At 59.5% G+C, this 24638-nt stretch carries 19 protein-coding genes; 14 read left to right on the top strand and 5 right to left on the bottom strand.

Annotation, left to right across the window (positions count from 1 at the left end; all coding sequences use genetic code 11):
• The first annotated feature begins 237 nt into the window (after positions 1–237).
• The 6 genes from PMI34_RS18805 to prpD all read left to right on the top strand — a co-directional run bounded on the left by PMI34_RS18805 (position 238) and on the right by prpD (position 8900).
• On the top strand, positions 238–957 hold the full coding sequence (locus PMI34_RS18805; RefSeq protein ID WP_008048579.1) for a GntR family transcriptional regulator: 720 nt from the start codon (positions 238–240) through the stop codon (positions 955–957).
• A complete protein-coding gene (gene prpB / locus PMI34_RS18800; RefSeq protein ID WP_007988902.1) occupies positions 954–1844 on the top strand; it encodes a methylisocitrate lyase in 891 nt (296 codons plus the stop codon). The genes PMI34_RS18805 and prpB overlap by 4 nt, the downstream gene beginning before the upstream one ends.
• A 193-nt stretch (positions 1845–2037) precedes the next feature.
• Complete coding sequence (prpC, locus tag PMI34_RS18795; protein WP_008048580.1) at positions 2038–3165, top strand: bifunctional 2-methylcitrate synthase/citrate synthase; 1128 nt, start codon at positions 2038–2040, stop codon at positions 3163–3165.
• Between the two features lie 203 nt (positions 3166–3368).
• Positions 3369–5963, top strand: a complete 2595-nt coding sequence (acnD, locus tag PMI34_RS18790) for a Fe/S-dependent 2-methylisocitrate dehydratase AcnD (RefSeq protein WP_008048581.1) — start codon at positions 3369–3371, stop codon at positions 5961–5963.
• Between the two features lie 62 nt (positions 5964–6025).
• Positions 6026–7216 (top strand): 2-methylaconitate cis-trans isomerase PrpF, encoded by a 1191-nt coding sequence (gene prpF / locus PMI34_RS18785; RefSeq protein ID WP_008048582.1) that lies wholly within the window; start codon positions 6026–6028, stop codon positions 7214–7216.
• 199 nt (positions 7217–7415) lie between these two features.
• On the top strand, positions 7416–8900 hold the full coding sequence (prpD, locus tag PMI34_RS18780) for a 2-methylcitrate dehydratase (RefSeq protein WP_008048583.1): 1485 nt from the start codon (positions 7416–7418) through the stop codon (positions 8898–8900).
• 134 nt (positions 8901–9034) lie between these two features.
• Here the strand turns inward: prpD and ppsR are convergent, their stop codons facing one another.
• The gene (gene ppsR, locus PMI34_RS18775; RefSeq protein WP_008048584.1) at positions 9035–9853 is read right to left on the bottom strand and encodes a posphoenolpyruvate synthetase regulatory kinase/phosphorylase PpsR; all 819 of its coding nucleotides are present in this window, start codon (positions 9851–9853) and stop codon (positions 9035–9037) included.
• 174 nt (positions 9854–10027) lie between these two features.
• Between ppsR and ppsA the strand changes: the two genes are divergently transcribed.
• The 8 genes from ppsA to PMI34_RS18735 all read left to right on the top strand — a co-directional run bounded on the left by ppsA (position 10028) and on the right by PMI34_RS18735 (position 18113).
• On the top strand, positions 10028–12403 hold the full coding sequence (ppsA, locus tag PMI34_RS18770) for a phosphoenolpyruvate synthase (RefSeq protein WP_008048585.1): 2376 nt from the start codon (positions 10028–10030) through the stop codon (positions 12401–12403).
• 99 nt (positions 12404–12502) lie between these two features.
• Complete coding sequence (locus tag PMI34_RS18765) at positions 12503–13492, top strand: alpha/beta fold hydrolase (RefSeq protein WP_032829521.1); 990 nt, start codon at positions 12503–12505, stop codon at positions 13490–13492.
• Between the two features lie 140 nt (positions 13493–13632).
• A complete protein-coding gene (gene rraA / locus PMI34_RS18760) occupies positions 13633–14121 on the top strand; it encodes a ribonuclease E activity regulator RraA (RefSeq protein ID WP_177318800.1) in 489 nt (162 codons plus the stop codon).
• A gap of 26 nt (positions 14122–14147) precedes the next feature.
• The gene (locus PMI34_RS18755; RefSeq protein WP_008048591.1) at positions 14148–15143 is read left to right on the top strand and encodes a zinc transporter ZntB; all 996 of its coding nucleotides are present in this window, start codon (positions 14148–14150) and stop codon (positions 15141–15143) included.
• Between the two features lie 62 nt (positions 15144–15205).
• Positions 15206–15454, top strand: coding sequence for a hypothetical protein (locus PMI34_RS18750; RefSeq protein WP_008048593.1), 249 nt, complete (start codon positions 15206–15208; stop codon positions 15452–15454).
• 2 nt (positions 15455–15456) lie between these two features.
• Positions 15457–16281, top strand: a complete 825-nt coding sequence (locus tag PMI34_RS18745; protein WP_008048604.1) for a mechanosensitive ion channel family protein — start codon at positions 15457–15459, stop codon at positions 16279–16281.
• Positions 16282–16371: 90 nt separating this feature from the next.
• The gene (sigX, locus tag PMI34_RS18740) at positions 16372–16962 is read left to right on the top strand and encodes an RNA polymerase sigma factor SigX (protein ID WP_081498059.1); all 591 of its coding nucleotides are present in this window, start codon (positions 16372–16374) and stop codon (positions 16960–16962) included.
• Positions 16963–17069: 107 nt separating this feature from the next.
• Positions 17070–18113 (top strand): OmpA family protein, encoded by a 1044-nt coding sequence (locus PMI34_RS18735; protein ID WP_008048607.1) that lies wholly within the window; start codon positions 17070–17072, stop codon positions 18111–18113.
• Positions 18114–18186: 73 nt separating this feature from the next.
• On the opposite strand, the gene cobA is transcribed toward PMI34_RS18735, so the two are convergent.
• Genes cobA through nirB form a run of 4 tightly spaced genes read right to left on the bottom strand, consistent with a single transcriptional unit; the run spans position 18187 to position 24446 of the window.
• On the bottom strand, positions 18187–18951 hold the full coding sequence (gene cobA / locus PMI34_RS18730) for a uroporphyrinogen-III C-methyltransferase (RefSeq protein ID WP_008048608.1): 765 nt from the start codon (positions 18949–18951) through the stop codon (positions 18187–18189).
• A gap of 10 nt (positions 18952–18961) precedes the next feature.
• Complete coding sequence (locus PMI34_RS18725) at positions 18962–21679, bottom strand: nitrate reductase (protein WP_008048616.1); 2718 nt, start codon at positions 21677–21679, stop codon at positions 18962–18964.
• Positions 21679–21996 (bottom strand): nitrite reductase small subunit NirD, encoded by a 318-nt coding sequence (gene nirD, locus PMI34_RS18720; protein WP_008048618.1) that lies wholly within the window; start codon positions 21994–21996, stop codon positions 21679–21681. The genes PMI34_RS18725 and nirD overlap by 1 nt, the downstream gene beginning before the upstream one ends.
• On the bottom strand, positions 21993–24446 hold the full coding sequence (nirB, locus tag PMI34_RS18715) for a nitrite reductase large subunit NirB (RefSeq protein ID WP_008048620.1): 2454 nt from the start codon (positions 24444–24446) through the stop codon (positions 21993–21995). The genes nirD and nirB overlap by 4 nt, the downstream gene beginning before the upstream one ends.
• Between the last annotated feature and the right edge of the window lie 192 nt (positions 24447–24638).

Below are 24638 nucleotides of genomic sequence, written 5' to 3' on the forward strand. Positions count from 1 at the left end.
CTCGTATGCCTGGCAGGGTTTTATGACAGGCAGTGCAGATGTGACAACCAAATGCGGGCGGCATTCTAGCACGGTGGTCTGTTGGCGCCAGCGCTGGCCGGTGGCTATAAATAGAGGGGTTGCTTCGTAATGGTGCAACCGGTTATCAGAAGATTGTCGACAATATCGATTTAGCCTTTGACTGTTCCGCCTGTATTCGTTAGTTTTTGCGGCATTGGCTTACAAGGTGTCGACAATATGCTGGATCAACTCGATCCCCCGGTTTCTACGCAGGACGATACGGAGACACTTTCCGAGAACGTCTTCCGACGCATTCAGGCGGCTATCGTCAAAGGCGATATCGCGCCGGGCAGCAAAATCTCCGAACCGGAACTGGCGCGCACCTACGGCATCAGCCGTGGCCCGTTGCGCGAGGCCATCCACCGTCTGGAAGGCCAGCGCCTGCTGGTTCGCGTGCCGCATGTCGGCGCACGGGTGGTGTCGCTTAACCATGCCGAACTGATCGAGCTATACGAAATCCGCGAATCCCTGGAAGGCATGGCCTGTCGCCTGGCCGCCGAGCGCATGAGCCTCGAAGAAATCGACGAGCTGCGTCGGGTCCTGGAAACCCACGAGCGCGATGAGGCGTTTCAGGCCGGGAGAGGCTATTACCAGCAGGAAGGCGATTTCGACTTCCATTACCGAATCATCCAGGGCAGCGGCAACCGTACGCTGACCCAAATGCTCTGCGGCGAGTTGTATCAACTGGTGCGCATGTACCGCATCCAGTTTTCCACCACGCCCAATCGCCCGCACCAGGCGTTTGCCGAGCACCACCGCATTCTCGATGCCATCGCCGACCGTGACGGTGAGCTGGCCGAGTTGTTGATGCGTCGTCACATCGGCGCCTCCAAACGCAACATCGCCCGTCATTACCAGGACGGCGCTAACCCGACAGCCAAACGAGGTGAGTCATGAGTTTGAACAAGAGCACACCAGGCCAGCGTTTCCGCGATGCGGTCGCCAGCGAACATCCACTGCAAGTGGTCGGCGCGATCAATGCCAACCACGCGCTGCTGGCCAAACGCGCCGGTTTCAAGGCGATCTACCTGTCGGGTGGCGGGGTGGCTGCCGGCTCCCTCGGCGTGCCTGACCTGGGCATCACCGGCCTGGATGACGTGCTGACCGACGTGCGCCGTATCACCGATGTTTGCGACCTGCCGCTGCTGGTGGACGTGGACACCGGTTTCGGTTCCTCGGCGTTCAACGTCGCTCGCACCGTCAAGTCGATGATCAAGTTTGGCGCGGCGGCGATTCATATCGAAGACCAGGTCGGCGCCAAGCGCTGCGGCCACCGTCCTAACAAGGAAATCGTGACCCAACAGGAAATGGTCGACCGCATCAAGGCGGCCGTCGATGCCCGTACCGATGACAGCTTCGTGATCATGGCCCGTACCGACGCCCTGGCGGTGGAAGGCCTGGAATCTGCCCTGGATCGCGCAGCCGCGTGCATCGAGGCCGGCGCCGACATGGTGTTCCCGGAAGCCATCACTGAACTTGAAATGTACAAGCTGTTCGCCAGCCGCGTGAAAGCGCCGATCCTGGCCAACATCACCGAGTTCGGCGCGACGCCGCTGTACACCACCGAGCAACTGGCCGCGGCCGACGTATCCCTGGTGCTGTACCCGTTGTCGGCGTTCCGCGCCATGAACAAGGCCGCGGAAAACGTCTACACCGCGATCCGCCGCGATGGCACTCAACAGAACGTCATCGACACCATGCAGACCCGCATGGAGCTTTACGATCGCATCGACTACCACACCTTCGAGCAGAAGCTCGATGCGTTGTTCGCGTCAAAGAAATAATGAAAGCCCTGTAGCAGCTGCCGAGCCTGCGAGGCTGCGTTCGAGGCCGAAGGACTCGCAAAACCGGATATCCGTGCAGGCAGGTTTTACGACTGCTGCGCAGCCGGACGCAGGCTTCGCCAGCTGCTACAGAGAGCGGTGTAAATTTAATAAATTTGCCGATTCCCTAACAAATTCAAGATTGGAGACAGCAATGGCCGAAGCAAAAGTACTCAGTGGCGCCGGGCTCCGTGGCCAGGTAGCCGGGCAAACCGCACTGTCCACCGTGGGCCAGTCGGGTGCCGGTCTGACCTATCGTGGTTATGACGTTCGTGAACTGGCGGCTGACGCACAGTTTGAAGAAGTCGCTTACCTGCTGTTGTACGGCGAGCTGCCGAGCAAAGCGCAACTGGCAGCCTACGTTGCCAAACTGAGCAAGCTGCGCGACCTGCCGCAAGCGCTCAAAGAAGTGCTGGAACGCATCCCCGCCGACGCCCACCCGATGGACGTGATGCGCACCGGCTGCTCGTTCCTGGGCAACCTGGAGCCGGAGAACAACTTCTCCGAGCAACACGACAAGACCGACCGCCTGCTGGCCGCGTTCCCGGCGATCATGACCTACTGGTATCGCTTCAGCCACGAAGGCAAGCGCATCGATTGCGTGAGCGACGAGCAGTCCATCGGTGGCCACTTCCTGCACCTGCTGCACGGCAAGAAGCCGAGCGAGTTGCACGTCAAGGTGATGAACGTTTCGCTGATCCTCTACGCAGAGCACGAGTTCAACGCGTCGACCTTCACCGCGCGTGTTTGCGCATCGACCCTGTCGGACCTGTATTCGTGCATCACCGCGGCCATCGGCTCGCTGCGCGGCCCGCTGCATGGCGGCGCCAACGAAGCGGCGATGGAAATGATCGAGCGCTTCTCGTCGCCGGAAGACGCGATCAAGGGCACCCTCGGCATGCTCGAGCGCAAGGACAAGATCATGGGCTTCGGCCACGCGATCTATAAGGACAACGATCCGCGCAACGAAGTGATCAAGGGCTGGTCGAAAAAACTCGCTGACGAGGTGGGCGACAAGGTGTTGTTCCCGGTGTCCGAAGCCATCGACAAGACCATGTGGGAGCAGAAGAAACTGTTCCCGAACGCCGACTTCTACCATGCCTCGGCGTACCACTTCATGGGCATCCCGACCAAGTTGTTCACACCGATCTTCGTCTGCTCGCGCCTGACCGGCTGGGCCGCCCACGTGTACGAACAACGTGCCAACAACCGCATCATCCGTCCAAGCGCCGAGTACACCGGCGTTGAACAGCGCAAGTTCGTACCAATCGAACAACGCTGAATGGTGGAGGCCGGCACCGGGATCTGAAATCAACGCAGATCCCTGTGGGAGCGAGCTTGCTCGCGATGACGGGCTGACATTCAACATCAATGTCGCCAGTTCCATCGCTATCGCGAGCAAGCTCGCTCCCACAGTGGATTGTGTTCACTTCAAACCTGGTGCCAGGCCCCGCCTTTTGTAACTACCGTGACCGAGTCCTGACGATGAACACTCAATTCCGCAAATCGCTGCCCGGCAGCAAACTGGATTATTTCGACGTCCGCGCGGCAGTCGAGGCCATTCAGCCCGGCGCCTACGACACCCTGCCTTACACCTCTCGCGTGCTGGCGGAAAACCTTGTGCGTCGCTGCGATCCGGCCACGCTCACCGAATCCCTGAAGCAATTCATCGAACGCAAGCGCGACCTCGACTTCCCGTGGTTCCCTGCCCGCGTGGTGTGCCACGACATTCTCGGCCAGACCGCGCTGGTCGACCTCGCCGGTCTGCGTGATGCCATCGCCCTGCAAGGCGGTGACCCGGCGCAAGTCAACCCGGTGGTGCCGACCCAACTGATCGTCGACCACTCCCTGGCCGTCGAGCGCGGTGGTTTCGATCCAGAGGCGTTCGAGAAGAACCGCGCCATCGAAGACCGTCGCAACGAAGACCGTTTCCACTTCATCAACTGGACCAAGAAGGCGTTCAAGAACGTCGACGTGATCCCGCCGGGCAACGGCATCATGCACCAGATCAACCTGGAGAAAATGTCTCCGGTGATCCAGGTGCGTGACGGCGTGGCCTTCCCTGATACCTGCGTCGGTACCGACAGCCACACCCCGCACGTCGATGCGTTGGGCGTGATCGCCATCGGTGTCGGTGGTCTCGAAGCCGAAAGCGTGATGCTCGGCCGCGCATCGTGGATGCGTCTGCCGGAAAGCGTTGGCGTCGAACTGACAGGCAAGCTGCAACCGGGCATCACCGCCACCGACATGGTGCTGGCGCTGACCGAATTCCTGCGCAAGCAAAAAGTCGTTGGCGCGTGGCTGGAGTTCTTCGGTGAAGGTGCATCGGCGCTGACCCTCGGCGACCGCGCGACCATCTCCAACATGGCCCCGGAATACGGCGCCACCGCGGCGATGTTCTACATCGACCAGCAGACCATCGACTACCTCAAGCTCACCGGCCGTGAAGACGAGCAGGTGCAGTTGGTGGAGAACTACGCCAGGCAGGTCGGCCTGTGGGCTGACAGCCTCAAAGGCGCACAGTACGAGCGCGGCCTGACCTTCGACCTGTCTTCGGTCGTGCGCAACATGGCTGGCCCAAGCAACCCGCACGCTCGTGTAGCGGTTTCTGATCTGGCGGCCAAAGGCATCTCCGGCCAATGGGATGATGTGCCAGGTCAAATGCCGGATGGCGCGGTGATCATCGCCGCGATCACCAGCTGCACCAACACCAGCAACCCGCGCAACGTGATCGCCGCCGGCCTGCTGGCGCGCAACGCCAACAAGCTCGGCCTGACCCGCAAACCATGGGTCAAGTCGTCCCTGGCACCGGGTTCGAAAACCGTCGCGTTGTACCTCGACGAAGCCGGCCTGACCGATGAACTGGACAAACTCGGCTTCGGCGTCGTGGCCTTCGCCTGCACCACCTGCAACGGCATGTCCGGCGCACTGGACCCGGTGATCCAGCAAGAGATCATCGACCGCGACCTGTACGCCACTGCCGTGTTGTCCGGTAACCGCAACTTCGACGGCCGGATCCACCCGTACGCCAAGCAGGCGTTCCTCGCTTCGCCGCCATTGGTCGTTGCTTACGCCATCGCCGGTACCATCCGTTTCGACATCGAAAAGGATGTGCTGGGCGTGGTGGATGGCAAGGAAATCCGCCTGAAAGACATCTGGCCGAGCGACGAAGAAATCGACGCAGTGGTCAAGGCGTCGGTCAAGCCGGAGCAGTTCCGTCAGGTCTACATTCCGATGTTCGCCATCCACGAAGACACCGGTCCGAAAGTCGCGCCGCTGTACGAGTGGCGTGAGATGAGCACCTACATCCGCCGTCCGCCGTACTGGGAAGGCGCGTTGGCCGGGGCCCGTCCGCTAAAGGGCATGCGCCCGCTGGCGGTACTGCCGGACAACATCACCACCGATCACCTGTCGCCATCCAACGCCATCATGATGGACAGCGCCGCCGGCGAATACCTGGCGAAAATGGGCCTGCCGGAAGAGGACTTCAACTCTTACGCGACTCACCGTGGTGACCACTTGACCGCGCAGCGCGCGACCTTCGCCAACCCGAAACTGTTCAACGAAATGGTTCAGGAAAACGGCAAGGTCAAGCAGGGTTCGCTGGCTCGCGTCGAGCCGGAAGGCCAAGTGATGCGCATGTGGGAAGCGATTGAAACCTACATGGAGCGCAAGCAACCGCTGATCATCATCGCCGGTGCTGACTACGGTCAGGGATCGTCCCGCGACTGGGCGGCCAAGGGCGTGCGCCTGGCGGGTGTGGAAGCGATTGCCGCCGAAGGTTTCGAACGCATTCACCGCACCAACCTGGTGGGCATGGGCGTGTTGCCGCTGGAGTTCAAACCGGGCACCAACCGCCACACCCTGGCCATCGACGGCAGCGAAACCTATGACGTGATTGGCGACCGCACCCCGCGTGCCGAGCTGACGCTGGTGATCCATCGCAAGAACGGCGAGCGCGTCGATGTGCCGGTGACCTGCCGCCTCGACACCGCCGAAGAAGTGTCGATCTACGAGGCCGGCGGCGTGTTGCAACGCTTCGCCCAGGACTTCCTCGAAGAGTCGGCGGTTGCTGTTTAACACACGCTTAACAGACACGGGACCTTGGGTCCCGTGTCTCATTTCAAGGAGTAAAGAGCACCATGGCTCATGCACCGCAGATCAAAATTCCCGCTACCTACATGCGCGGCGGCACTAGCAAAGGCGTATTCTTCAGCCTGACGGATTTGCCAGAAGCGGCACAGGTTCCAGGCCCGGCCCGCGATGCCTTGCTGCTGCGCGTGATTGGCAGCCCCGATCCGTACGACAAGCAAATCGACGGCATGGGCGGCGCGACCTCAAGCACCAGCAAAACCGTGATCCTGTCGAAAAGCACCCAGGCCGATCACGACGTCGATTACCTGTTCGGTCAGGTTTCGATCGACAAGCCTTTCGTGGACTGGAGCGGCAACTGCGGCAACCTGACCGCGGCAGTCGGTTCGTTCGCCGTCAGCAACGGCCTGGTGGAGGCCAGCCGCATCCCGCACAACGGCGTGGCGGTGGTTCGCGTGTGGCAGGCCAACATCGGCAAGACCATCATCGCCCACGTGCCGATCACCAATGGTGAAGTACAGGAGACCGGCGATTTCGAACTCGACGGCGTGACCTTCCCGGCGGCCGAAGTGCAGATAGAGTTCCTCGACCCGGCAGCGGATGAAGAGGGCGGCGGCGGTTCGATGTTCCCGACCGGCAATCTTGTGGATGACCTGGAAGTACCCGGCGTCGGCACCTTCAAGGCGACCATGATCAATGCCGGCATTCCGACGATTTTCGTCAATGCCGAAGACATCGGCTACAAGGGCACCGAGTTGCAGGGCGCGATCAATGGCGACCCGAAAGCCTTGCTGATGTTCGAAACCATCCGCGCTTACGGCGCATTGCGAATGGGCCTGATCTCGAACATCGACGAAGCGGCCAAGCGGCAGCACACGCCGAAAGTGGCTTTCGTCGCCAAACCGGCGGACTACGTTTCGTCCAGTGGCAAAGCCATTGCGGCGGGCGATGTCGATCTGCTGGTGCGTGCGCTGTCCATGGGCAAGCTGCACCACGCAATGATGGGTACTGCTGCGGTGGCAATCGGTACGGCGGCAGCAATCACCGGCACTTTGGTGAACCTCGCGGCAGGCGGTATTGAACGCAACGCGGTGCGCTTCGGCCATCCGTCCGGTACTTTACGCGTCGGTGCCGAGGCCAGCCAGGTCAACGGCGAGTGGACCGTGAACAAGGCGATCATGAGCCGCAGTGCGCGGGTGTTGATGGAAGGGTTTGTTCGTGTGCCGGGTGATTCTTTCTAAGATCACCCAAACCCCTGTGGGAGCGAGCTTGCTCGCGATGGGGCCAACACATTCAATACATGTGTTGGCTGATGCACCGCCATCGCGAGCAAGCTCGCTCCCACAGTGGACTGCATTTCAATAATAAGAATTTGTCCTTGACTGAGAATGCCCTGAACCGAGGTCCCATCAACGACCCACTTCATAGAGTGAATCGAACATGAGTGCCAACGTCGACCTGAACAACCGCCCCGACTACGACAAGGTCCTGCAGGACATTGCCGATTACGTACTCAACTACAAGGTCGAGTCCGCAGAGGCGCTGGATACCGCGCGCAACTGTCTGATCGATACCTTGGGTTGCGGCCTGCTGGCCCTGCGTTTTCCGGAGTGCACCAAGCATTTGGGGCCCGTGGTGGAAGGCACCGTCGTGCCGTTCGGCGCCCGGGTGCCGGGGACCAGTTACCGACTCGATCCGGTGAAGGCGGCGTGGGACATCGGTTGCATCGTGCGCTGGCTCGACTACAACGACACCTGGCTCGCGGCGGAGTGGGGGCATCCGTCGGACAACCTTGGCGGCATTCTCGCGGTGGCTGACCATTTTTCACAAAAGCGCCTGGCCAATGGCGAGGTGCCGCTGATCATGGGTACAGTACTGGAAGCGATGATCATGGCTCACGAGATTCAAGGCGTGATTGCCCTGGAAAACTCGTTCAACCGCGTTGGCCTCGATCACGTCATTCTGGTGAAAGTCGCCTCCACCGCGGTCACCGCCAAGCTGATGGGTGCCAATCGCGAGCAGTTGTTGTCGGCGTTGTCTCATGCCTTTGCTGACGGTCAGGCATTGCGCACGTATCGGCATGCACCGAATGCCGGTTCGCGTAAATCCTGGGCGGCGGGGGATGCGTCCAGTCGTGGCGTGCGTTTGGCGGACATGGCGATGCGCGGCGAGATGGGCATTCCCGGTGTATTGAGTGCCAGGCAGTGGGGGTTTTACGACGTATTGTTCAGCCACACCAACAATGATCTGGCGCTCAAGCCTGAAGACAAGCGTGCGTTCAGTTTTTCGCGGCCGTACGGCAGTTATGTGATGGAAAACGTGTTGTTCAAAATCAGTTTCCCGGCCGAGTTCCACGCGCAAACGGCCTGTGAGGCGGCGGTGACCCTGCACCCGCAGGTGCGCAATCGCCTGCATGAAATCGACAGGATCGTGATTACTACGCACGAGTCGGCGATTCGCATCATTTCCAAGGTCGGCCCACTGGCCAATGCCGCTGATCGCGATCACTGCATTCAGTACATGACGGCTGTACCGCTGGCTTTCGGCAATCTGGTTGCCGAGTACTACGAAGATGATTTTCACAAGGCACATCCGGTCATCGATGTGCTTCGCGACAAGATGGTGATTGTTGAGGAACCGCGCTACACCCGTGAGTATCTGGAGGCAGACAAGCGTTCCATCGCCAATGCGGTGCAGGTGTTTTTCAAGGATGGTTCGAGCACGGAAAATGTCGTCGTGGAATACCCGATTGGACATCGTCGGCGTCGGGCTGAAGGTATTCCGTTGCTGGAGGACAAGTTCAAAGCGAATTTGCTGACACGATTCACCGGACAGCGTAGCGAGGAGATTTTTGCGCTGTGCAAGGATCAGCAGAAACTCGAGGCGACACCGGTGAACCGGTTTGTGGATTTGTTTGTTATTTAGTTAGACCGCGTCATCGTTCATCGCGGGCAAGCCCGCTCCCACAGGTTTCTGTTGTGAATGCAAAATTTGCGAACACCAGCAAAACCTGTGGGAGCGAGCTTGCTCGCGATGAGGTCGGAACAGGCGATAGAGGATTACTTGAAGCGCCGCTCGACGCCTTTCTCCACAAGGATCTTCGCGGAGATTTCTTCCACGGAAAAATGCGTGGAGTTGATGTTCGGAATGTTCTCGCGGCGGAACAGGTTTTCCACCTCGCGCACCTCGAACTCGCACTGGGCGTAGCTCGAATAGCGGCTGTTGGGTTTGCGCTCGTTGCGGATCGCGGTAAGGCGGTCCGGGTCGATGGTCAGGCCGAACAGCTTGTGCTGGTGGGCGCGCAGGGCGGACGGCAGTTGCAGGCGTTCCATGTCGTCTTCGGTCAGCGGGTAGTTGGCTGCACGGATACCGAATTGCATCGCCATGTACAGGCACGTCGGCGTCTTACCACATCGCGACACGCCCACTAGTATCAGGTCGGCCTTGTCGTAATAGTGCGTGCGGGCGCCGTCGTCGTTGTCGAGGGCGAAGTTAACGGCCTCGATGCGCTCCATGTAATTGGTGTTGGCACCGATGGAGTGGGACTTGCCCACGGTGTAGGAAGAATGCTCGGTCAGTTCCTGTTCAAGCGGTGCCAGGAACGTCGAGAAAATGTCGATCATGAAACCATTCGAGGTTGCGAGAATCTCACGAATGTCCTGATTGACGATGGTGTCGAAGATAATCGGACGGAAGCCGTCGGTTTCGGCGGCTTTGTTGATTTGTTGTACCATGGCCCGCGCTTTGTCCACGTTGTCGATGTACGGCCGCGTGACTTTGCTGAAGGTAATGTTTTCGAACTGCGCCAGAAGGCTTTGACCCAGGGTTTCGGCGGTAATGCCGGTACCATCGGAGATAAAGAAAGCAGATCGTTTCATTTGCACCTTGGGCCTTAAGCTAGTGACGAATCTTGGATATGATAGGCGCGATTTGCCGGCCGCCATTGGCCCGCATTCTCACTTATTTTCCAGGTCCAGGCCATATAGCCGGTAAATGCACACTTAAGCAGCCGGTTTCTGAGCTTTTCCAACACAGTTAGTGGAGAGATCACCTTGGTAGAGTACGTAGTTTCCCTCGATAAGCTCGGCAAACACGATGTTGAGCATGTGGGGGGCAAGAACGCATCCCTGGGCGAGATGATCAGCAACCTTGCAGGTGCCGGTGTATCGGTGCCCGGCGGCTTCGCCACGACCGCTCAGGCTTATCGTGATTTCCTGGAACTGAGCGGCCTGAATCAGCAGATTCACGATGCGCTCGATGCCCTGGACGTCGATGACGTGAATGCCCTGGCCAAGACCGGTGCCCAGATCCGCCAATGGATCATGGAAGCCGAGTTCCCTGAAAAACTGAATGCCGAAATCCGTACCGCGTTCGCCACGCTGTCCGCCGGCAACCCTGACATGGCCGTGGCCGTGCGTTCTTCGGCCACTGCCGAAGACTTGCCGGACGCATCCTTTGCCGGCCAGCAGGAAACCTTCCTGAACATCCGTGGTGTCGAAAACGTCATTCGCGCCGCCAAAGAGGTGTTCGCCTCGCTGTTCAACGACCGCGCCATCTCCTATCGCGTGCACCAGGGCTTCGACCACAAGCTGGTCGCCCTGTCCGCTGGCGTGCAGCGCATGGTCCGTTCAGAAACCGGCACCGCCGGCGTGATGTTCACCCTCGATACCGAATCGGGCTTCCGTGACGTGGTGTTCATCACCGGCGCCTACGGCCTGGGTGAAACCGTTGTGCAAGGCGCGGTGAACCCGGATGAGTTCTATGTCCACAAGGGCACGCTGGCTGCCGGTCGTCCGGCGATCCTGCGTCGCAACCTGGGCAGCAAGGCCATCAAGATGATCTACGGCGACGAAGCCAAGGCCGGTCGTTCGGTGAAGACCGTCGACGTGGACAAGGCCGAGCGGGCGCGTTTCTGCCTGACCGACGCTGAAGTCAGCGAACTGGCCAAGCAGGCGATGATCATCGAGAAGCACTACAAGTGCCCGATGGACATCGAGTGGGCCAAGGACGGTGACGACGGCAAGCTGTACATCGTGCAGGCCCGTCCGGAAACCGTGAAGAGCCGCACCCAGGCCAACGTCATGGAACGTTACCTGCTGAAAGAGACCGGCACCGTACTGGTGGAAGGTCGTGCCATTGGCCAGCGCATCGGTGCCGGCAAGGTCCGCATCATCAAGGACGTGTCCGAGATGGACAAGGTCCAGCCAGGCGACGTACTGGTTTCCGACATGACCGACCCGGACTGGGAACCGGTCATGAAGCGCGCCAGCGCCATCGTCACCAACCGTGGCGGCCGTACTTGTCACGCGGCGATCATCGCCCGTGAGCTGGGTATTCCAGCGGTGGTAGGTTGCGGCAACGCCACCCAACTGTTGAAAGACGGCCAGGGCGTGACCGTTTCCTGCGCTGAAGGCGACACCGGTTTCATCTTCGAAGGCGAACTGGGCTTCGACATCAAGAAGAACTCCGTGGATGCCATGCCGGAGCTGCCGTTCAAGATCATGATGAACGTCGGCAACCCGGACCGCGCCTTCGACTTCGCGCAGCTGCCGAACGCCGGTGTGGGCCTGGCCCGTCTGGAGTTCATCATCAACCGCATGATCGGCGTGCACCCCAAGGCACTGCTGAACTACGACGGTCTGCCGATGGACATCAAGGAAAGCGTCGACAAGCGCATCGCCGGTTACGACGATCCGGTCGGCTTCTACGTCGAGAAACTGGTCGAAGGCATCAGCACCCTGGCGGCTGCGTTCTGGCCGAAAAAGGTCATCGTGCGCCTGTCGGACTTCAAGTCCAACGAATACGCCAACCTGATCGGCGGCAAGCTGTACGAGCCGGAAGAAGAGAACCCGATGCTGGGCTTCCGTGGCGCTTCGCGTTACATCAGCGAATCGTTCCGTGACTGCTTCGAACTCGAGTGCCGTGCCCTCAAGCGCGTGCGCAACGAGATGGGCCTGACAAACGTCGAAATCATGGTGCCTTTCGTCCGTACCCTGGGCGAAGCGAGCCAGGTGGTGGATCTGCTGGCGGAAAACGGCCTGGCCCGTGGCCAGAACGGCCTGCGCGTGATCATGATGTGCGAACTGCCGTCCAACGCCATCCTGGCTGAAGAGTTCCTTGAGTTCTTCGACGGTTTCTCCATCGGTTCCAACGACCTGACCCAGCTGACCCTGGGCCTGGATCGTGACTCCGGCATCATCGCCCACCTGTTCGACGAGCGTAATCCGGCGGTCAAGAAGCTGTTGGCCAATGCCATTGCCGCGTGCAACAAGGCCGGCAAATACATCGGCATCTGCGGCCAGGGTCCTTCGGACCACCCGGACCTGGCCAAGTGGCTGATGGAGCAGGGCATTGAAAGCGTTTCGTTGAACCCGGACTCCGTACTGGAAACCTGGTTCTTCCTGGCGGAAGGTCAAGCTTCGGCCTGATCCGGTGTAAACGGGCCGCTCTCTCTGTAGGAGCGGTCTTTTTGAGATTCAAGCAGGGCGGGCTCCATCTGGATGCCGCCCTTTTTTGTGCAAGAGATTATGCAAAGCAGCAGCAACCTATTTCCTGTCGCTCTGATCAGCGCCGAACGGCGCGGTGATCTGAGCGAAGATGTGTATCGTTTGAAACCCGGTAACAGCCCCGACTTCACCGTCGAACTGGCTGTGACACGCCTTGGCATGGCCGATGAGTCGTCCTCCCGTGGTGTGCCGGTGATCCTGCTGCACGGCAGCTTTTCCAATCGCCGGTTCTGGTTTTCTCCCAAGGGCCTGGGATTGGGGGCTTACCTGGCCCGCCAGGGGTTCGACGTCTGGATTCCGGAAATGCGCGGTCACGGCCTGTCCCAGCGTAACCATGACTACCGCAAGAACCGTGTCGCCGACTACGCACGCTATGACCTGCCGGCCATTGGCGCGTTCGTGCGCGAACAGAGTGGGCAGGTGCCGCACTGGATCGGTCACTCGTTGGGCGGTACTACACTGGCCGCTGCATTGGGTGGCGAGTACATCGGTGAGCCGGTCGTGGCCTCGGCGGCGTTTTTCGGTACGCAAGTCAGTCGCACCTACTGGCCATTGAAGATTCCACCGGTGGAGTGGAGCGGTCGCTTCATTCTCAAGCGTTTTGCCCAACTGTCCGGCTCAAGGCTCAAGCGCGGTCCGGAGGATGAGCCCATCGGCCTGGCCCTGGAAAGCATGCGCTGGTTTGGTTTGTTCGGGCGCTTCGGTGATGCCGACAAGGACTGGTGGGCAGGCCTGGCCGAGGTCAAGTTGCCCGTATTGGCGGTCAGTGCCGCGGGTGATCATCAGGACCCGGCCTGGGCGTGTCGCAAACTGTTCGAGCAGTTCGGTTCCGGGCACAAGCAATTCATCAACCTGGGGCGCGAGCAGGGCTTCGGCGACAATTTCGGTCACGTGGAAATGCTCGTCAGCAAGGCAGCCCAGGCTGAAGTCTGGCCTTTGGTGACTCGCTGGCTGGCCGATCAGCAGACGCCGTTGCCGGGCGCGCAACAGGATTTTGCCGCGGCAATCTGAGCCTGACGCTCTAACAAGGGCATTTCGCTCTGGTCGGCTTGCGGCTAAGATATGACGCATTGAGCTGTTCTGGTCACTTTGCGTGGCTGAGTCATCATTGATGTTCGTGCTGTCTTCCTCTTCACAGGAGTTTCTCGATGATCCATTACCTCACGCCTGACCTTTGCGATGCCTATCCGGAACTGGTGCAGGTGCTGGAGCCGATGTTCAGCAATTTCGGCGGCCGTGATTCCTTCGGCGGCGAAATCGTGACCATCAAGTGCTTCGAAGACAACTCGCGGGTCAAGGAGCAAGTCGAGCTCAAGGGGGATGGCAAAGTGCTGGTGGTAGACGGTGGCGGTTCCCTGCGTCATGCGTTGCTGGGGGACATGCTGGCCGAGAAAGCTGCGAAAAACGGTTGGGAAGGGCTGGTGATCTACGGTTGCATCCGTGACGTCGATATCATCGCGCAGACCGATCTGGGCGTTCAGGCCCTCGCCAGCCACCCGAGGAAATCCGACAGGCGCGGGCTCGGCGATCTCAACGTTGCCGTGACCTTCGCAGGCGTGACTTTCCACCCGGGCCATTACATCTATGCGGACAACAACGGCGTGATCATCTCGCCCAGCCCGCTGAAAATGCCTGAATAAAGCGCTGGTCGACCAAAGGAGTGCGGATGTTCGAGGAAGAAAACGCGCAATGGGGGCTGGTGCATGCCCTGGTGCTGGACGGTAAAGGCGGCGCGCGTTCGATTGCCCGGACTGAACTCGATGACTTGCAGCTGCAGGCCCATGAAAGCCTGTGGCTGCACTGGGATCGCAGTCATCCGCAAACCCGGACCTGGTTACGCAAATCCAGTGGTCTGAGCGAGTTCAGCTGTGACCTGTTACTCGAAGAAAACACCCGTCCGCGACTTTTACAGCTTTCCGACAGCGAACTGCTGCTATTTTTGCGCGGGGTCAATCTGAATCCCGGTGCCGAGCCGGAAGACATGGTGTCGGTGCGGATCTTCGGCTCTGCCCAGCGTGTCATTTCCCTGCGTTTGCGTCCGTTGCGTGCCACTGACGAGTTGCTGGTGCAACTGTCCGAGGGCAAGGGGCCGAAAACCGCGTCCGAACTCATCCTTTGCATGGCGCAGTACCTCACCAACAAGGTGCAGGATCTGGTCAGCTGTCTTTCGGAAGTGGTCGATGAGGAAGAGGAAAAGCTGGATGCCGACGAACGGTATACTCCTGAGCACGGATCGGTTTTGCAGATTCGTCGCCGGGCGGCTGCGTTGAAGCGCTTTCTTGCTCCGCAGCGGGATATTTTCGGGCAGTTGACGCGCATCAAGTTGCCCTGGTTCGTCGAGGACGATGGCGACTACTGGAACGAATTGAACAACAGCCTGACCCGTTACCTCGAAGAGCTGGAACTGACCCGGGAGCGGGTGGGGCTGGTCCTGGAGGCGGAAGACCGTCGCTTGAGCGTGCGCATGAACCGCACGATGTATCGCTTCGGGATCATCACCGGGATCTTTTTGCCGATGAGTTTTCTGGCCGGGCTTTTGGGGATCAACGTCGGTGGAATTCCATTCTCTGCCAGCCCTTACGGCTTTCTGATCGCCTGCCTGATGATGGTCTCGGTGGCGCTGGGGCAGTGGTGGTTGTTCCGACGTTTGCGCTGGGTCTGAGGAAAACCATGTGACCCGACCAAAACTGACCGCGTCTCCCACAGACATCACGAGAGGTGCGTATGCACGATCCGTTTGAACAGTCTTTACGCGACATGCTCAACGCCTCACCGTCCACCCGGGACGACGATGCGTGCCTGGGGCGTGTGCTGAAAACCGCCAACCGCCAGGTCGGCGCCGGTGATTTGTTCAGCCTGCTGGGGCGCTGGTTGCCCGCACTGATGATCGCCCTGAATAACGGATCGGCCCATGTCGCGCCGGTATCCCGTCTTCGTAAACCTGCTGCTCGCACTGCTGATAAGGCTGATTGAATATGGAACTTGATCTCTGGACTCAGAGCCTCGTCACTGCAATGACTGCGTTGTGGACCAAGGTTGCGAACTTCATTCCGAACCTGTTCGGCGCACTGGTTGTGCTGCTGTTGGGTTTTGTCGTGGCCAAGCTGCTCGACACCCTGCTGTCCAAACTGCTCGCCAAATTGGGCCTTGACCGCTTGATGGGGGGCACCGGCTTGACCAAATTGCTGTCCCGCGCCGGGTTGCAAGTGCCTATTTCGACCCTGATCGGCAAGATCGTCTATTGGTTCGTTCTGCTGATATTTCTGGTTTCAGCCGCAGAATCCCTTGGTCTTGAGCGAGTTTCAGCTACGCTGGACATGCTTGCGTTGTATTTGCCGAAGGTATTCGGCGCGGCGCTGGTGTTGCTGGTAGGTGTCTTGCTGGCGCAACTGGCCAACGGTCTGGTGCGCGGAGCAGCAGAAGGCGTGGGTCTGGACTATGCTTCAGGGCTTGGTCGGATTGCCCAGGGCCTGGTGATCATCATCAGTATTTCGGTCGCGATCAGCCAGTTGGAGGTCAAGACTGACCTGCTGAACCATGTGATCGTGATTGTGTTGATAACCGTTGGTCTGGCGGTAGCGCTGGCCATGGGGTTGGGAAGCCGGGAAATTGCCGGCCAGATTCTCGCGGGAATCTACGTGCGTGAGCTGTACCAGGTTGGGCAACAAGTGCGTGTTGGTGAGGTCGAAGGCCAGATCGAAGAGATCGGCACGGTTAAAACCACATTGCTGACCGATGAGGGTGAGCTAGTCTCTCTTTCCAATCGGATCCTCCTTGAGCAGCATGTGAGTAGCCGCTAACCCGGCAAACCCTGCTAATGTATGCCGCCGCAAATTGCCTGCTCACGCTGGCTGCGGCGGACATTGACCTGACTGTCGGCCCGACTTGTTTTGAATAAAGCCCAATCGTTATCCATGCGCTACGACCCCCGCGAGCTCTCTGATGAGGAGTTGGTCGCGCGCGCGCATACCGAGCTGTTTCACGTAACACGTGCTTATGAAGAACTGATGCGGCGTTACCAGCGAACATTATTTAACGTGTGTGCACGTTATCTCGGGAACGATCGCGATGCAGACGATGTCTGTCAGGAGGTCATGTTGAAGGTGCTGTATGGCCTGAAGAACTTCGAAGGTAAATCGAAGTTCAAGACATGGCTATATAGCATCACGTACAACGAGTGCATCACACAGTATCGGAAGGAACGGCGAAAGCGTCGCTTGATGGACGCATTGAGTCTTGACCCCCTCGAGGAAGCGTCCGAAGAAAAGACGCCGAAACCTGAGGAAAAGGGTGGACTTGATCGCTGGTTGGTGTATGTGAACCCGATTGACCGGGAAATTCTGGTGCTACGATTTGTCGCAGAGCTGGAGTTTCAGGAGATCGCAGACATCATGCATATGGGTTTGAGTGCAACAAAAATGCGGTACAAACGCGCTCTAGATAAATTGCGTGAGAAATTTGCAGGCATTGCTGAAACTTAGTTCAGCGCAAATATCTCTTACGTGTAGGCAAGTTCTGTTAGACTTGCCGCCGAGTTGTCCCCCGGTTTGCGGGACTGCTTCACAATCACCAGATGGGGATTTAACGGATGAAACTGAAAAACACCTTGGGCTTGGCCATTGGTACTCTTATTGCCGCTACTTCGTTCGGCGCACTGGCACAAGGCCAAGGCGCAGTTGAAGGCGAGCTCAACTACGGGAAAAAGTACAACGACAGCATTAACAATGTTGAAGACGGCTACACTCCTGGCGCCTCCATCGGTTACTTCTTGACCGACGACGTATCGTTGAACTTCACCTACAACAACGATGACCACACCCGTTCGAACAACAACACCGGCAACCAGAAAATCGAGGGCGACCAGTTCGGTCTGAACGCTCAGTACCACTTCAACAACGCTGGCGACGCTCTGCGTCCTTACGTTCAAGGTGGTGTCAAGCACGGCAGCATGACCAACGTAGCCGCTGACGGCCACACCGGTCGTGACCAGTCGACTTTCCTGACTGCTGGCGCTGGTCTGAAGTACTACTTCCTGGAAAACGTCTACGCTCGTGCTGGCGTAGAAGCTGACTACAAGCTGGACAACGGCCGTTGGGACTACATCCCGTCCGTAGGTCTGGGTGTTAACTTCGGTGGCGGCAACAAGCCTGTTGCTCCTGCTCCAGCTCCAGAAGTTTGCTCCGATAGCGACAACGACGGCGTTTGCGACAACGTTGACAAGTGCCCGGACACCCCGGCCAACGTAACTGTTGACGCTGATGGCTGCCCAGCTGTTGCTGAAGTCGTTCGTGTAGAGCTGGACGTGAAGTTCGACTTCGACAAGGCTGCAGTCAAGCCAAACAGCTACGGCGACATCAAGAACCTGGCTGACTTCATGAAGCAGTACCCATCCACCACCACTACTGTTGAAGGTCACACTGACAACGTCGGTCCTGACGCTTACAACCAGAAACTGTCCGAGCGTCGTGCAAACGCCGTTAAGCAAGTTCTGACCAACCAGTACGGTGTTGAGTCGTCCCGCGTTCAGTCCGTTGGCTACGGCGAATCCCGCCCAGTTGCTGACAACAAAACTGAAGCTGGTCGCGCTGTTAACCGTCGCGTAGAAGCGCAGGTTGAAGCTCAAGCTAAGTAATTAGCTCGCAGCTCTGAAAAGCCCGGCTCAGGTCGGGCTTTTCTTTGTCTGCGATTTGGTGAAACAGGTGAAACTAAGCTGACTGATCTGCCGCCATCACAGGCATATCATGCTCCCACAGGGATTGAGTTGCACAGGCTGCCACTGCACCGATCACCAGTATGGCTGGGCTTTTCAATTGGAATCTGCAGGCAGCTTCATTCATGTCTGTGAGAGTGCTCCGACATTCCCGTTGATGGGGCAAGGAGGCGTTTTCAATCATGGCCACGGGCGTATCTGTCGCCATCCCGCCGGCCAATAGCTGTTCATGGATTTCACCGAGCTTGGCCACTCCCATGTAAATCACCAGCGTCGTTCCGCCTTGGGCCAGTGCCTGCCAATTCAATTGGCTGTCGTCCTGGGTGTGTGCGGTGACCAGCGTGACACCGCGGGCAACACCGCGCAAAGTCAGCGGAATATCGCATTGGGTTGCCCCTGCCAGCCCGGCAGTGATGCCGTTGACCAACTCGGCTTCGACCCCGCGCTCACGCAGCCACTGCGCCTCTTCACCGCCGCGACCGAAAATGCACGGATCGCCGCCCTTGAGCCGCGCCACGCATTTACCCTGCCGGGCATAACGAAGCATCAGGCGATGGATGAACGCTTGCGGGGTGGAGCGGCAGCCGCCGCGCTTGCCCACCGGGATGATCCGCGCCCCGGGGCAATGCTCGAGTACCGCGACATTGACCAGATCATCGATCAGCACCACATCTGCCTCGCGCAAGGCGCGTACCGCTTTCAACGTGAGCAACTCCGGATCACCCGGGCCCGCACCTACCAGCCAGACTTTTGCACTCATAGTGTTTTCCTCACGAGATGACGGTGATTGGCCGCGCAGTGGCAGCCAGCAGGCGTTTGATTTCCGGAACGCAGGACCCGCATTGCGTGCCGCAACCCAGTTCTTGCTTGAGTCCTTGCAAGTCCAGGCCACGGCTGATACCGGCGCAGATCGCGTTCTGGCCGACGTTCTTGCAATTGCACAGGATCTTGTTCGAGTTGACGGGCGCGTCGAGATTGCCCGGTGGTGCGCTCAGCGGCGCAAGCAACCAGCGCCGCAGTTGCTGGTCCGCGCGACCTTCGAGCCACAGCCCCTGCAACCAGTGTTGGGCAAGGGTTTCACCGGCCAGTCGAATGGCGGTGATCCGGCCGTTTTCGATTCGCACGCGCTTGCCAATGGCCCGTCGAGGGTCGTCGTAAGCCAGTACCGGGCCGTCATCGAGCGCCAGGTTTTTATCGATTTCGTTCAGCAGCTCTGCCGAAGGTGCTGAAGTATTGGCAGCCCGCACAAGCAGGGCAGGGCGCTCGCGACCAACCAGACTGAGGCTGACGTAGGAAAACGCCTCACAGAGCGGTCGTAGCGTCTCAAAATGCCGTTGAATATCGCCCTCGATCAGTGCGAAAAGTTTCCAGGGCAAATCCACCGGATCCAGACGAACGCCGCTGTGTTTAAGTTCGGGCTGTTTCGACAAAGGATCGAATGCGGGCAGGGTGAGGCTGTTCACCCCGCCCTTGAGAAAACGGTCACCCCAATGCATCGGCAAAAAGGCTTGGCCCGGGCGCACGCTGTCATCGCTGGCAACCGCGACGATGACTGCGCCGCGCCGGCTTTTCAGGCTGACCAGATCCCCTGGCTGCAGGCGATGGCGGCGCAGTTCGTCCGGGTGCAGGCTCAACTCCGCTTCGCTGACATGTCCGAACAACTGCGCGGCGGTGCCGGTGCGGCTCATGCCGTGCCATTGATCGCGCAGGCGACCGGTGATCAGGGTCAGCGGGAAGCGGGCATCGCGTTGCTCTTTGGCGGCGCGGTATGGGTCGGCCACGAATTGTGCGCGCCCATTGGCAGTGGCAAATACCCCATCGACGTACAGCCGTGGCGTGCCTTCAACGGCACCCTCAGGGAAGGGCCATTGCTGCGGGCCGAGACGATCGATCAGTGCATGGCTGATACCGGACAGGTCCAGATCGCGACCTTGAGTCAGTTGTTTGTATTCGTCAAAGACCTGAGCTGGATTGTCAAACTCAAACAGACTGGTTTGGCCGGGGCGCAGGTGTTTTTCCAGACGTTGTGCGAAATCTACGGTGATTGCCCAGTCCGGCCGCGCCTCACCCGGTGCGACGATTGCCTGGCGTACATGGGAAATGCGTCGCTCGGAGTTAGTCACGCAACCTTCCTTTTCCCCCCAACTGGCGGCGGGCAGCAGAAGGTCAGCGAACTTCGCGGTTTCAGTGGTGCTGAAGGCTTCCTGCAACACCACGAACGGGCAGCCTTGCAAGGCTGCGCGCACGGCCGTCTGGTCCGGCATGGATTGAGCGGGGTTGGTACAGGCGATCCACAGCGCCTTGATCTTGCCGTTGCGCACTTGTTCGAACAGCTCGATCGCGGTGAGCCCGGGATTTTCCGGCAGTTGCTCGACGCCCCAGTAGGACGCCACTTGCGCACGGTGTTGCGGATTGGCGGCGTCACGGTGGCCGGGCAGCAGGTTGGACAAACTGCCGGTTTCCCGCCCGCCCATGGCATTTGGCTGACCGGTGAGGGAGAAAGGTCCGGCGCCGGGACGACCGATCTGTCCGGTGGCCAGGTGCAGATTGATCAGTGCACTGTTTTTCGCGCTGCCGGCGGTGGACTGGTTAAGCCCCATGCACCACAGCGACAGAAAGCTCGGTGATGTGCCGATCCACTCGGCGCATTGCTGCAATTGCCCGAGGCTGATTCCGCAGAGCTGCGAAACCATTTGCGGCGTGTAGTCACGCACCAGGTTTTTCAGCTCAGCCAGACCTTCGGTGTGGTCCCGGATGAAGTCACGATCGATCCAGTCTTCCCACAGCAGCAGATGCAAAATCCCATGGAACAGGGCGACATCGGTGCCAGGTAATATCGCCAGGTGCAGGTCGGCCAGATCGCAGGTATCTGTGCGACGTGGATCAATGACGATGACCTTCATCTGCGGCCGGCGGGATTTGGCGGCTTCCAGCCGGCGAAACAGTACCGGGTGGGCGTAGGCCATGTTGCTGCCGACGATCATCACGCAATCGCTCAGTTCCAGGTCTTCGTAGCTGCAGGGCGGGGCGTCGGCACCCAGGCTGCGCTTGTAGCCGACCACTGCCGAGGACATGCACAGGCGCGAATTGCTGTCGATGTTGTTGGTACCGACCAGAGCACGTGCCAGCTTGTTGAAGGCGTAGTAGTCCTCGGTCAACAGTTGCCCGGAAATGTAGAACGCCACGCTGTCCGGGCCATGCTCGGCGATGGTCGCGGCGAATACACTGGTGGCATGATCGAGGGCGGTATCCCAATCGGTGCGGTGACGGGCCAGGCCTTTACCGAGGCGCAGTTCGGGGTACAGCGCCCGTGCCGTCAAGTCGCCGGTCAGGTGCAGGGTCGAGCCCTTGCTGCACAGTTTGCCGAAGTTGGCCGGGTGCGTCGGGTCGCCGCTGACGCCGAGGATGTGCTCGCCGTCGTGCTCGATCAGCACGCCGCAGCCGACCCCGCAGTAACAGCAGGTGGACGCTGTGATCTGGCGGTCCATCAGCCTGCATCCCGCAGGGCCAGCATCACCCGGCCATTTTCCACCCGGGCGAGATGGTGGTGGGCGCAGCCGACGTCCGGGGCCTGGGCTTCGCCGCTTTCCAGGTCGATTTGCCAGTTGTGCAGCGGGCAGGCCACCCGTTTGCCGTAGATCAGACCCTGGGATAGCGGCCCGCCCTTGTGCGGGCAACGGTCGTCGAGGGCGAACACTTCGTCGTCACTGGTACGAAAAATCGCGATGTCTCCCTTTGGCCCGGCGATGATCCGTGAGCCCAGGGCATTGATCTCTTCCAGTGCGCAGATATCCAGCCAGTTCATGCCAGCACCTCCAGGTTTTTCACGGGGATGACGTCGAATTCTTTTTTCAGCTGGGGTTGTTCCAGGCGTTCCTTCCACGGGTCCTGTTCGAACGACAGGGAGAATTGCAGGCGATCGTTGAGCGCCTTGCGACGCTCCGGATCTTCAAGCACGGCTTTCTTGATGTGTTCCATGCCGACCCGTTGCAGGTAGTGCACGGTGCGTTCGAGGTAGAAGGCTTCTTCGCGATAGAGCTGCAGGAATGCACCGTTGTATTCGCGCACTTCTTCAGCGGTTTTCAGTTTGACGAAGAATTCCGCGACTTCGGTCTTGATCCCGCCGTTGCCGCCGATGTACATCTCCCAACCGGAGTCCACGCCGATAATTCCCACATCTTTGATACCGGCTTCCGAGCAGTTGCGCGGGCAACCGGAGACAGCCAGCTTCACCTTGTGCGGCGACCACATATTGAACAGGTCATGTTCCAGCTCAATGCCCAGCTGTGTGGAGTTCTGGGTGCCAAAGCGGCAGAACTCGCTGCCGACGCAGGTTTTCACCGTGCGAATGGATTTGCCGTAGGCGTGGCCGGACGGCATGTCCAGGTCTTTCCACACCCCCGGCAGGTCTTGCTTGCGAATGCCAAGCAAGTCGATGCGCTGGCCACCGGTGACCTTGACCATCGGCACGTTGTACTTGTCGGCAACGTCGGCAATGCGCCGCAGCTCTGAAGGATTGGTCACACCGCCCCACATCCGTGGGACTACAGAGTAGGTGCCGTCTTTCTGAATGTTGGCGTGGGCGCGTTCGTTGATCAGGCGCGATTGCGGATCGTCCCTGGCTTCCCCAGGCCAGGTGGAGATCAGGTAGTAGTTGAGCGCCGGCCGGCAGGTGGCGCAGCCGTTGGGTGTGCGCCAGTTCAGGTAGCTCATGGTGCCGGCGATGGTCAGCAGGTGCTGCTCGCGGATGGCCTGGCGGATTTGCCCGTGATTGAGGTCGCTGCAGCCGCAGATGGCCTTTTCGCTTTTCGGTTTGACATCCGCCGCGCCGCCCACGGTGTTGATCAGGATCTGTTCGACGAGCCCGGCGCAGGAGCCGCAGGAGCTGGCAGCCTTGGTGTGTTTCTTGACGTCGTCGACACTGAACAGCCCGTGTTCCTGAATGGCCTTGACGATGGTGCCCTTGCATACACCGTTGCAGCCGCAGACTTCAGCGGTGTCAGCCATGCTCATGGCTTTGTCCTGGCCTTGATGTCCTACGTCGCCCAAAGCGTTTTCGCCAAACATCAGATGATCGCGGATCTCGTCGATGGCGTGATTCTCACGGATCTGCCGGAAATACCAGCCGCCATCTGCCGTATCGCCGTACAGGCAGGCGCCGACCAGCACGTCATCCTTGATCACCAGTTTCTTGTAGACCCCGCCAATCGGGTCCGAGAGGGTAATGGTCTCGGTGCCTTCACCGCCCATGAAGTCGCCGGCAGAGAACAGGTCGATGCCGGTAACCTTCAATTTGGTCGAGGTCACCGAACCCTTGTAGGTGGCAAAACCCAGTTGGGCGAGGTGGTTGGCGCAGACCTTGGCCTGTTCGAACAGCGGCGCCACCAAACCATAGGCGATGCCACGGTGACTGGCACACTCGCCGATGGCATAGATCCGTGGGTCGTAGGTTTGCAGTGTGTCGTTGACCAGAATCCCGCGGCTGCACGGAATGCCGGATTTCTCCGCCAGTTCGGTATTGGGGCGAATGCCGGCGGCCATCACGACCAGGTCGGCGGGGATGATGTCGCCGTTCTTGAATTGCACCGAGCCGACCCGGCCGTTGCCCGCGTCGTGCAAGGCCTGGGTCTGCTCGCACAAGCGAAAGTGCAGGCCGCGAGATTCCAGCGCGCTTTGCAGTAGCTGGCCGCTGGTCTTGTCCAGTTGCCGTTCCAGCAACCACTCGCCGATATGCACCACGGTCACATGCATGCCCCGCAGCATCAGGCCGTTGGCGGCTTCCAGACCGAGCAGGCCGCCACCGATCACCACGGCGTGCCGATGGGTTTTCGCGGTGTCGATCATGGCCTGGGTGTCGGCGATGTCGCGGTAGCCGATCACGCCTTCAAGGGTGTTGCCGGGAATGGGCAGGATGAAAGGCGTCGAGCCGGTGGCGATCAGCAGGCGATCGTATTCGGCTTCGCTGCCGTCTTCGGCAATGACCCGGCGCTTGACCCGGTCGATTTCCACCACTTTGCGGTTGAGCAGCAGCTTGATGTTGTTTTCCAGGTACCAGTCCAGGTCGTTGAGCACGATCTCTTCGAAGGTCTGTTCGCCCGCCAGCACCGGCGACAACAGGATGCGGTTGTAGTTGGTATGCGGTTCGGCGCCGAAGACCGTGATGTCGTAAAGCTCGGTGCTCAGTTTGAGCAGCTCTTCCAGGGTCCGGACCCCGGCCATGCCGTTGCCGATCATCACCAGTTTTAGTTTTTTCATCAGGTTCTCCGGGGAGCTCAGGCCTGCCTCATCAGGGTTCAGGCCATGCTCGACAAATTTTGCGCAAACAAAAAAAGGCGTCCCGCTAGTTGCCTAGCGAGGACGCCTTTGTCCTGGTCCCGTTCTCTCGGGAAGTGCAACCTTCGTCGTTGAAGCCTGCGCTGTATGTCTGTTGCAAGAGGTAATGCAGTG

The sequence above is a fragment of the Pseudomonas sp. GM74 genome (genome assembly GCF_000282455.1).
GTDB lineage: Bacteria > Pseudomonadota > Gammaproteobacteria > Pseudomonadales > Pseudomonadaceae > Aquipseudomonas.

What these genes read in the sequence shown, in the direction of transcription:
- nirB (WP_008048620.1), bottom strand. Translation starts at nt 24,446, where the DNA reads ATGAAAAAACTAAAACTGGTGATGATCGGCAACGGCATGGCCGGGGTC.
- PMI34_RS18755 (WP_008048591.1), top strand. Translation starts at nt 14,148, where the DNA reads ATGTTCGAGGAAGAAAACGCGCAATGGGGGCTGGTGCATGCCCTGGTG.
- prpF (WP_008048582.1), top strand. Translation starts at nt 6,026, where the DNA reads ATGGCTCATGCACCGCAGATCAAAATTCCCGCTACCTACATGCGCGGC.
- nirD (WP_008048618.1), bottom strand. Translation starts at nt 21,996, where the DNA reads ATGAACTGGCTGGATATCTGCGCACTGGAAGAGATCAATGCCCTGGGC.
- prpD (WP_008048583.1), top strand. Translation starts at nt 7,416, where the DNA reads ATGAGTGCCAACGTCGACCTGAACAACCGCCCCGACTACGACAAGGTC.
- prpC (WP_008048580.1), top strand. Translation starts at nt 2,038, where the DNA reads ATGGCCGAAGCAAAAGTACTCAGTGGCGCCGGGCTCCGTGGCCAGGTA.
- PMI34_RS18765 (WP_032829521.1), top strand. Translation starts at nt 12,503, where the DNA reads ATGCAAAGCAGCAGCAACCTATTTCCTGTCGCTCTGATCAGCGCCGAA.
- prpB (WP_007988902.1), top strand. Translation starts at nt 954, where the DNA reads ATGAGTTTGAACAAGAGCACACCAGGCCAGCGTTTCCGCGATGCGGTC.
- PMI34_RS18745 (WP_008048604.1), top strand. Translation starts at nt 15,457, where the DNA reads ATGGAACTTGATCTCTGGACTCAGAGCCTCGTCACTGCAATGACTGCG.
- cobA (WP_008048608.1), bottom strand. Translation starts at nt 18,951, where the DNA reads ATGAGTGCAAAAGTCTGGCTGGTAGGTGCGGGCCCGGGTGATCCGGAG.
- PMI34_RS18725 (WP_008048616.1), bottom strand. Translation starts at nt 21,679, where the DNA reads ATGGACCGCCAGATCACAGCGTCCACCTGCTGTTACTGCGGGGTCGGC.
- PMI34_RS18735 (WP_008048607.1), top strand. Translation starts at nt 17,070, where the DNA reads ATGAAACTGAAAAACACCTTGGGCTTGGCCATTGGTACTCTTATTGCC.
- PMI34_RS18805 (WP_008048579.1), top strand. Translation starts at nt 238, where the DNA reads ATGCTGGATCAACTCGATCCCCCGGTTTCTACGCAGGACGATACGGAG.
- PMI34_RS18750 (WP_008048593.1), top strand. Translation starts at nt 15,206, where the DNA reads ATGCACGATCCGTTTGAACAGTCTTTACGCGACATGCTCAACGCCTCA.
- ppsR (WP_008048584.1), bottom strand. Translation starts at nt 9,853, where the DNA reads ATGAAACGATCTGCTTTCTTTATCTCCGATGGTACCGGCATTACCGCC.
- acnD (WP_008048581.1), top strand. Translation starts at nt 3,369, where the DNA reads ATGAACACTCAATTCCGCAAATCGCTGCCCGGCAGCAAACTGGATTAT.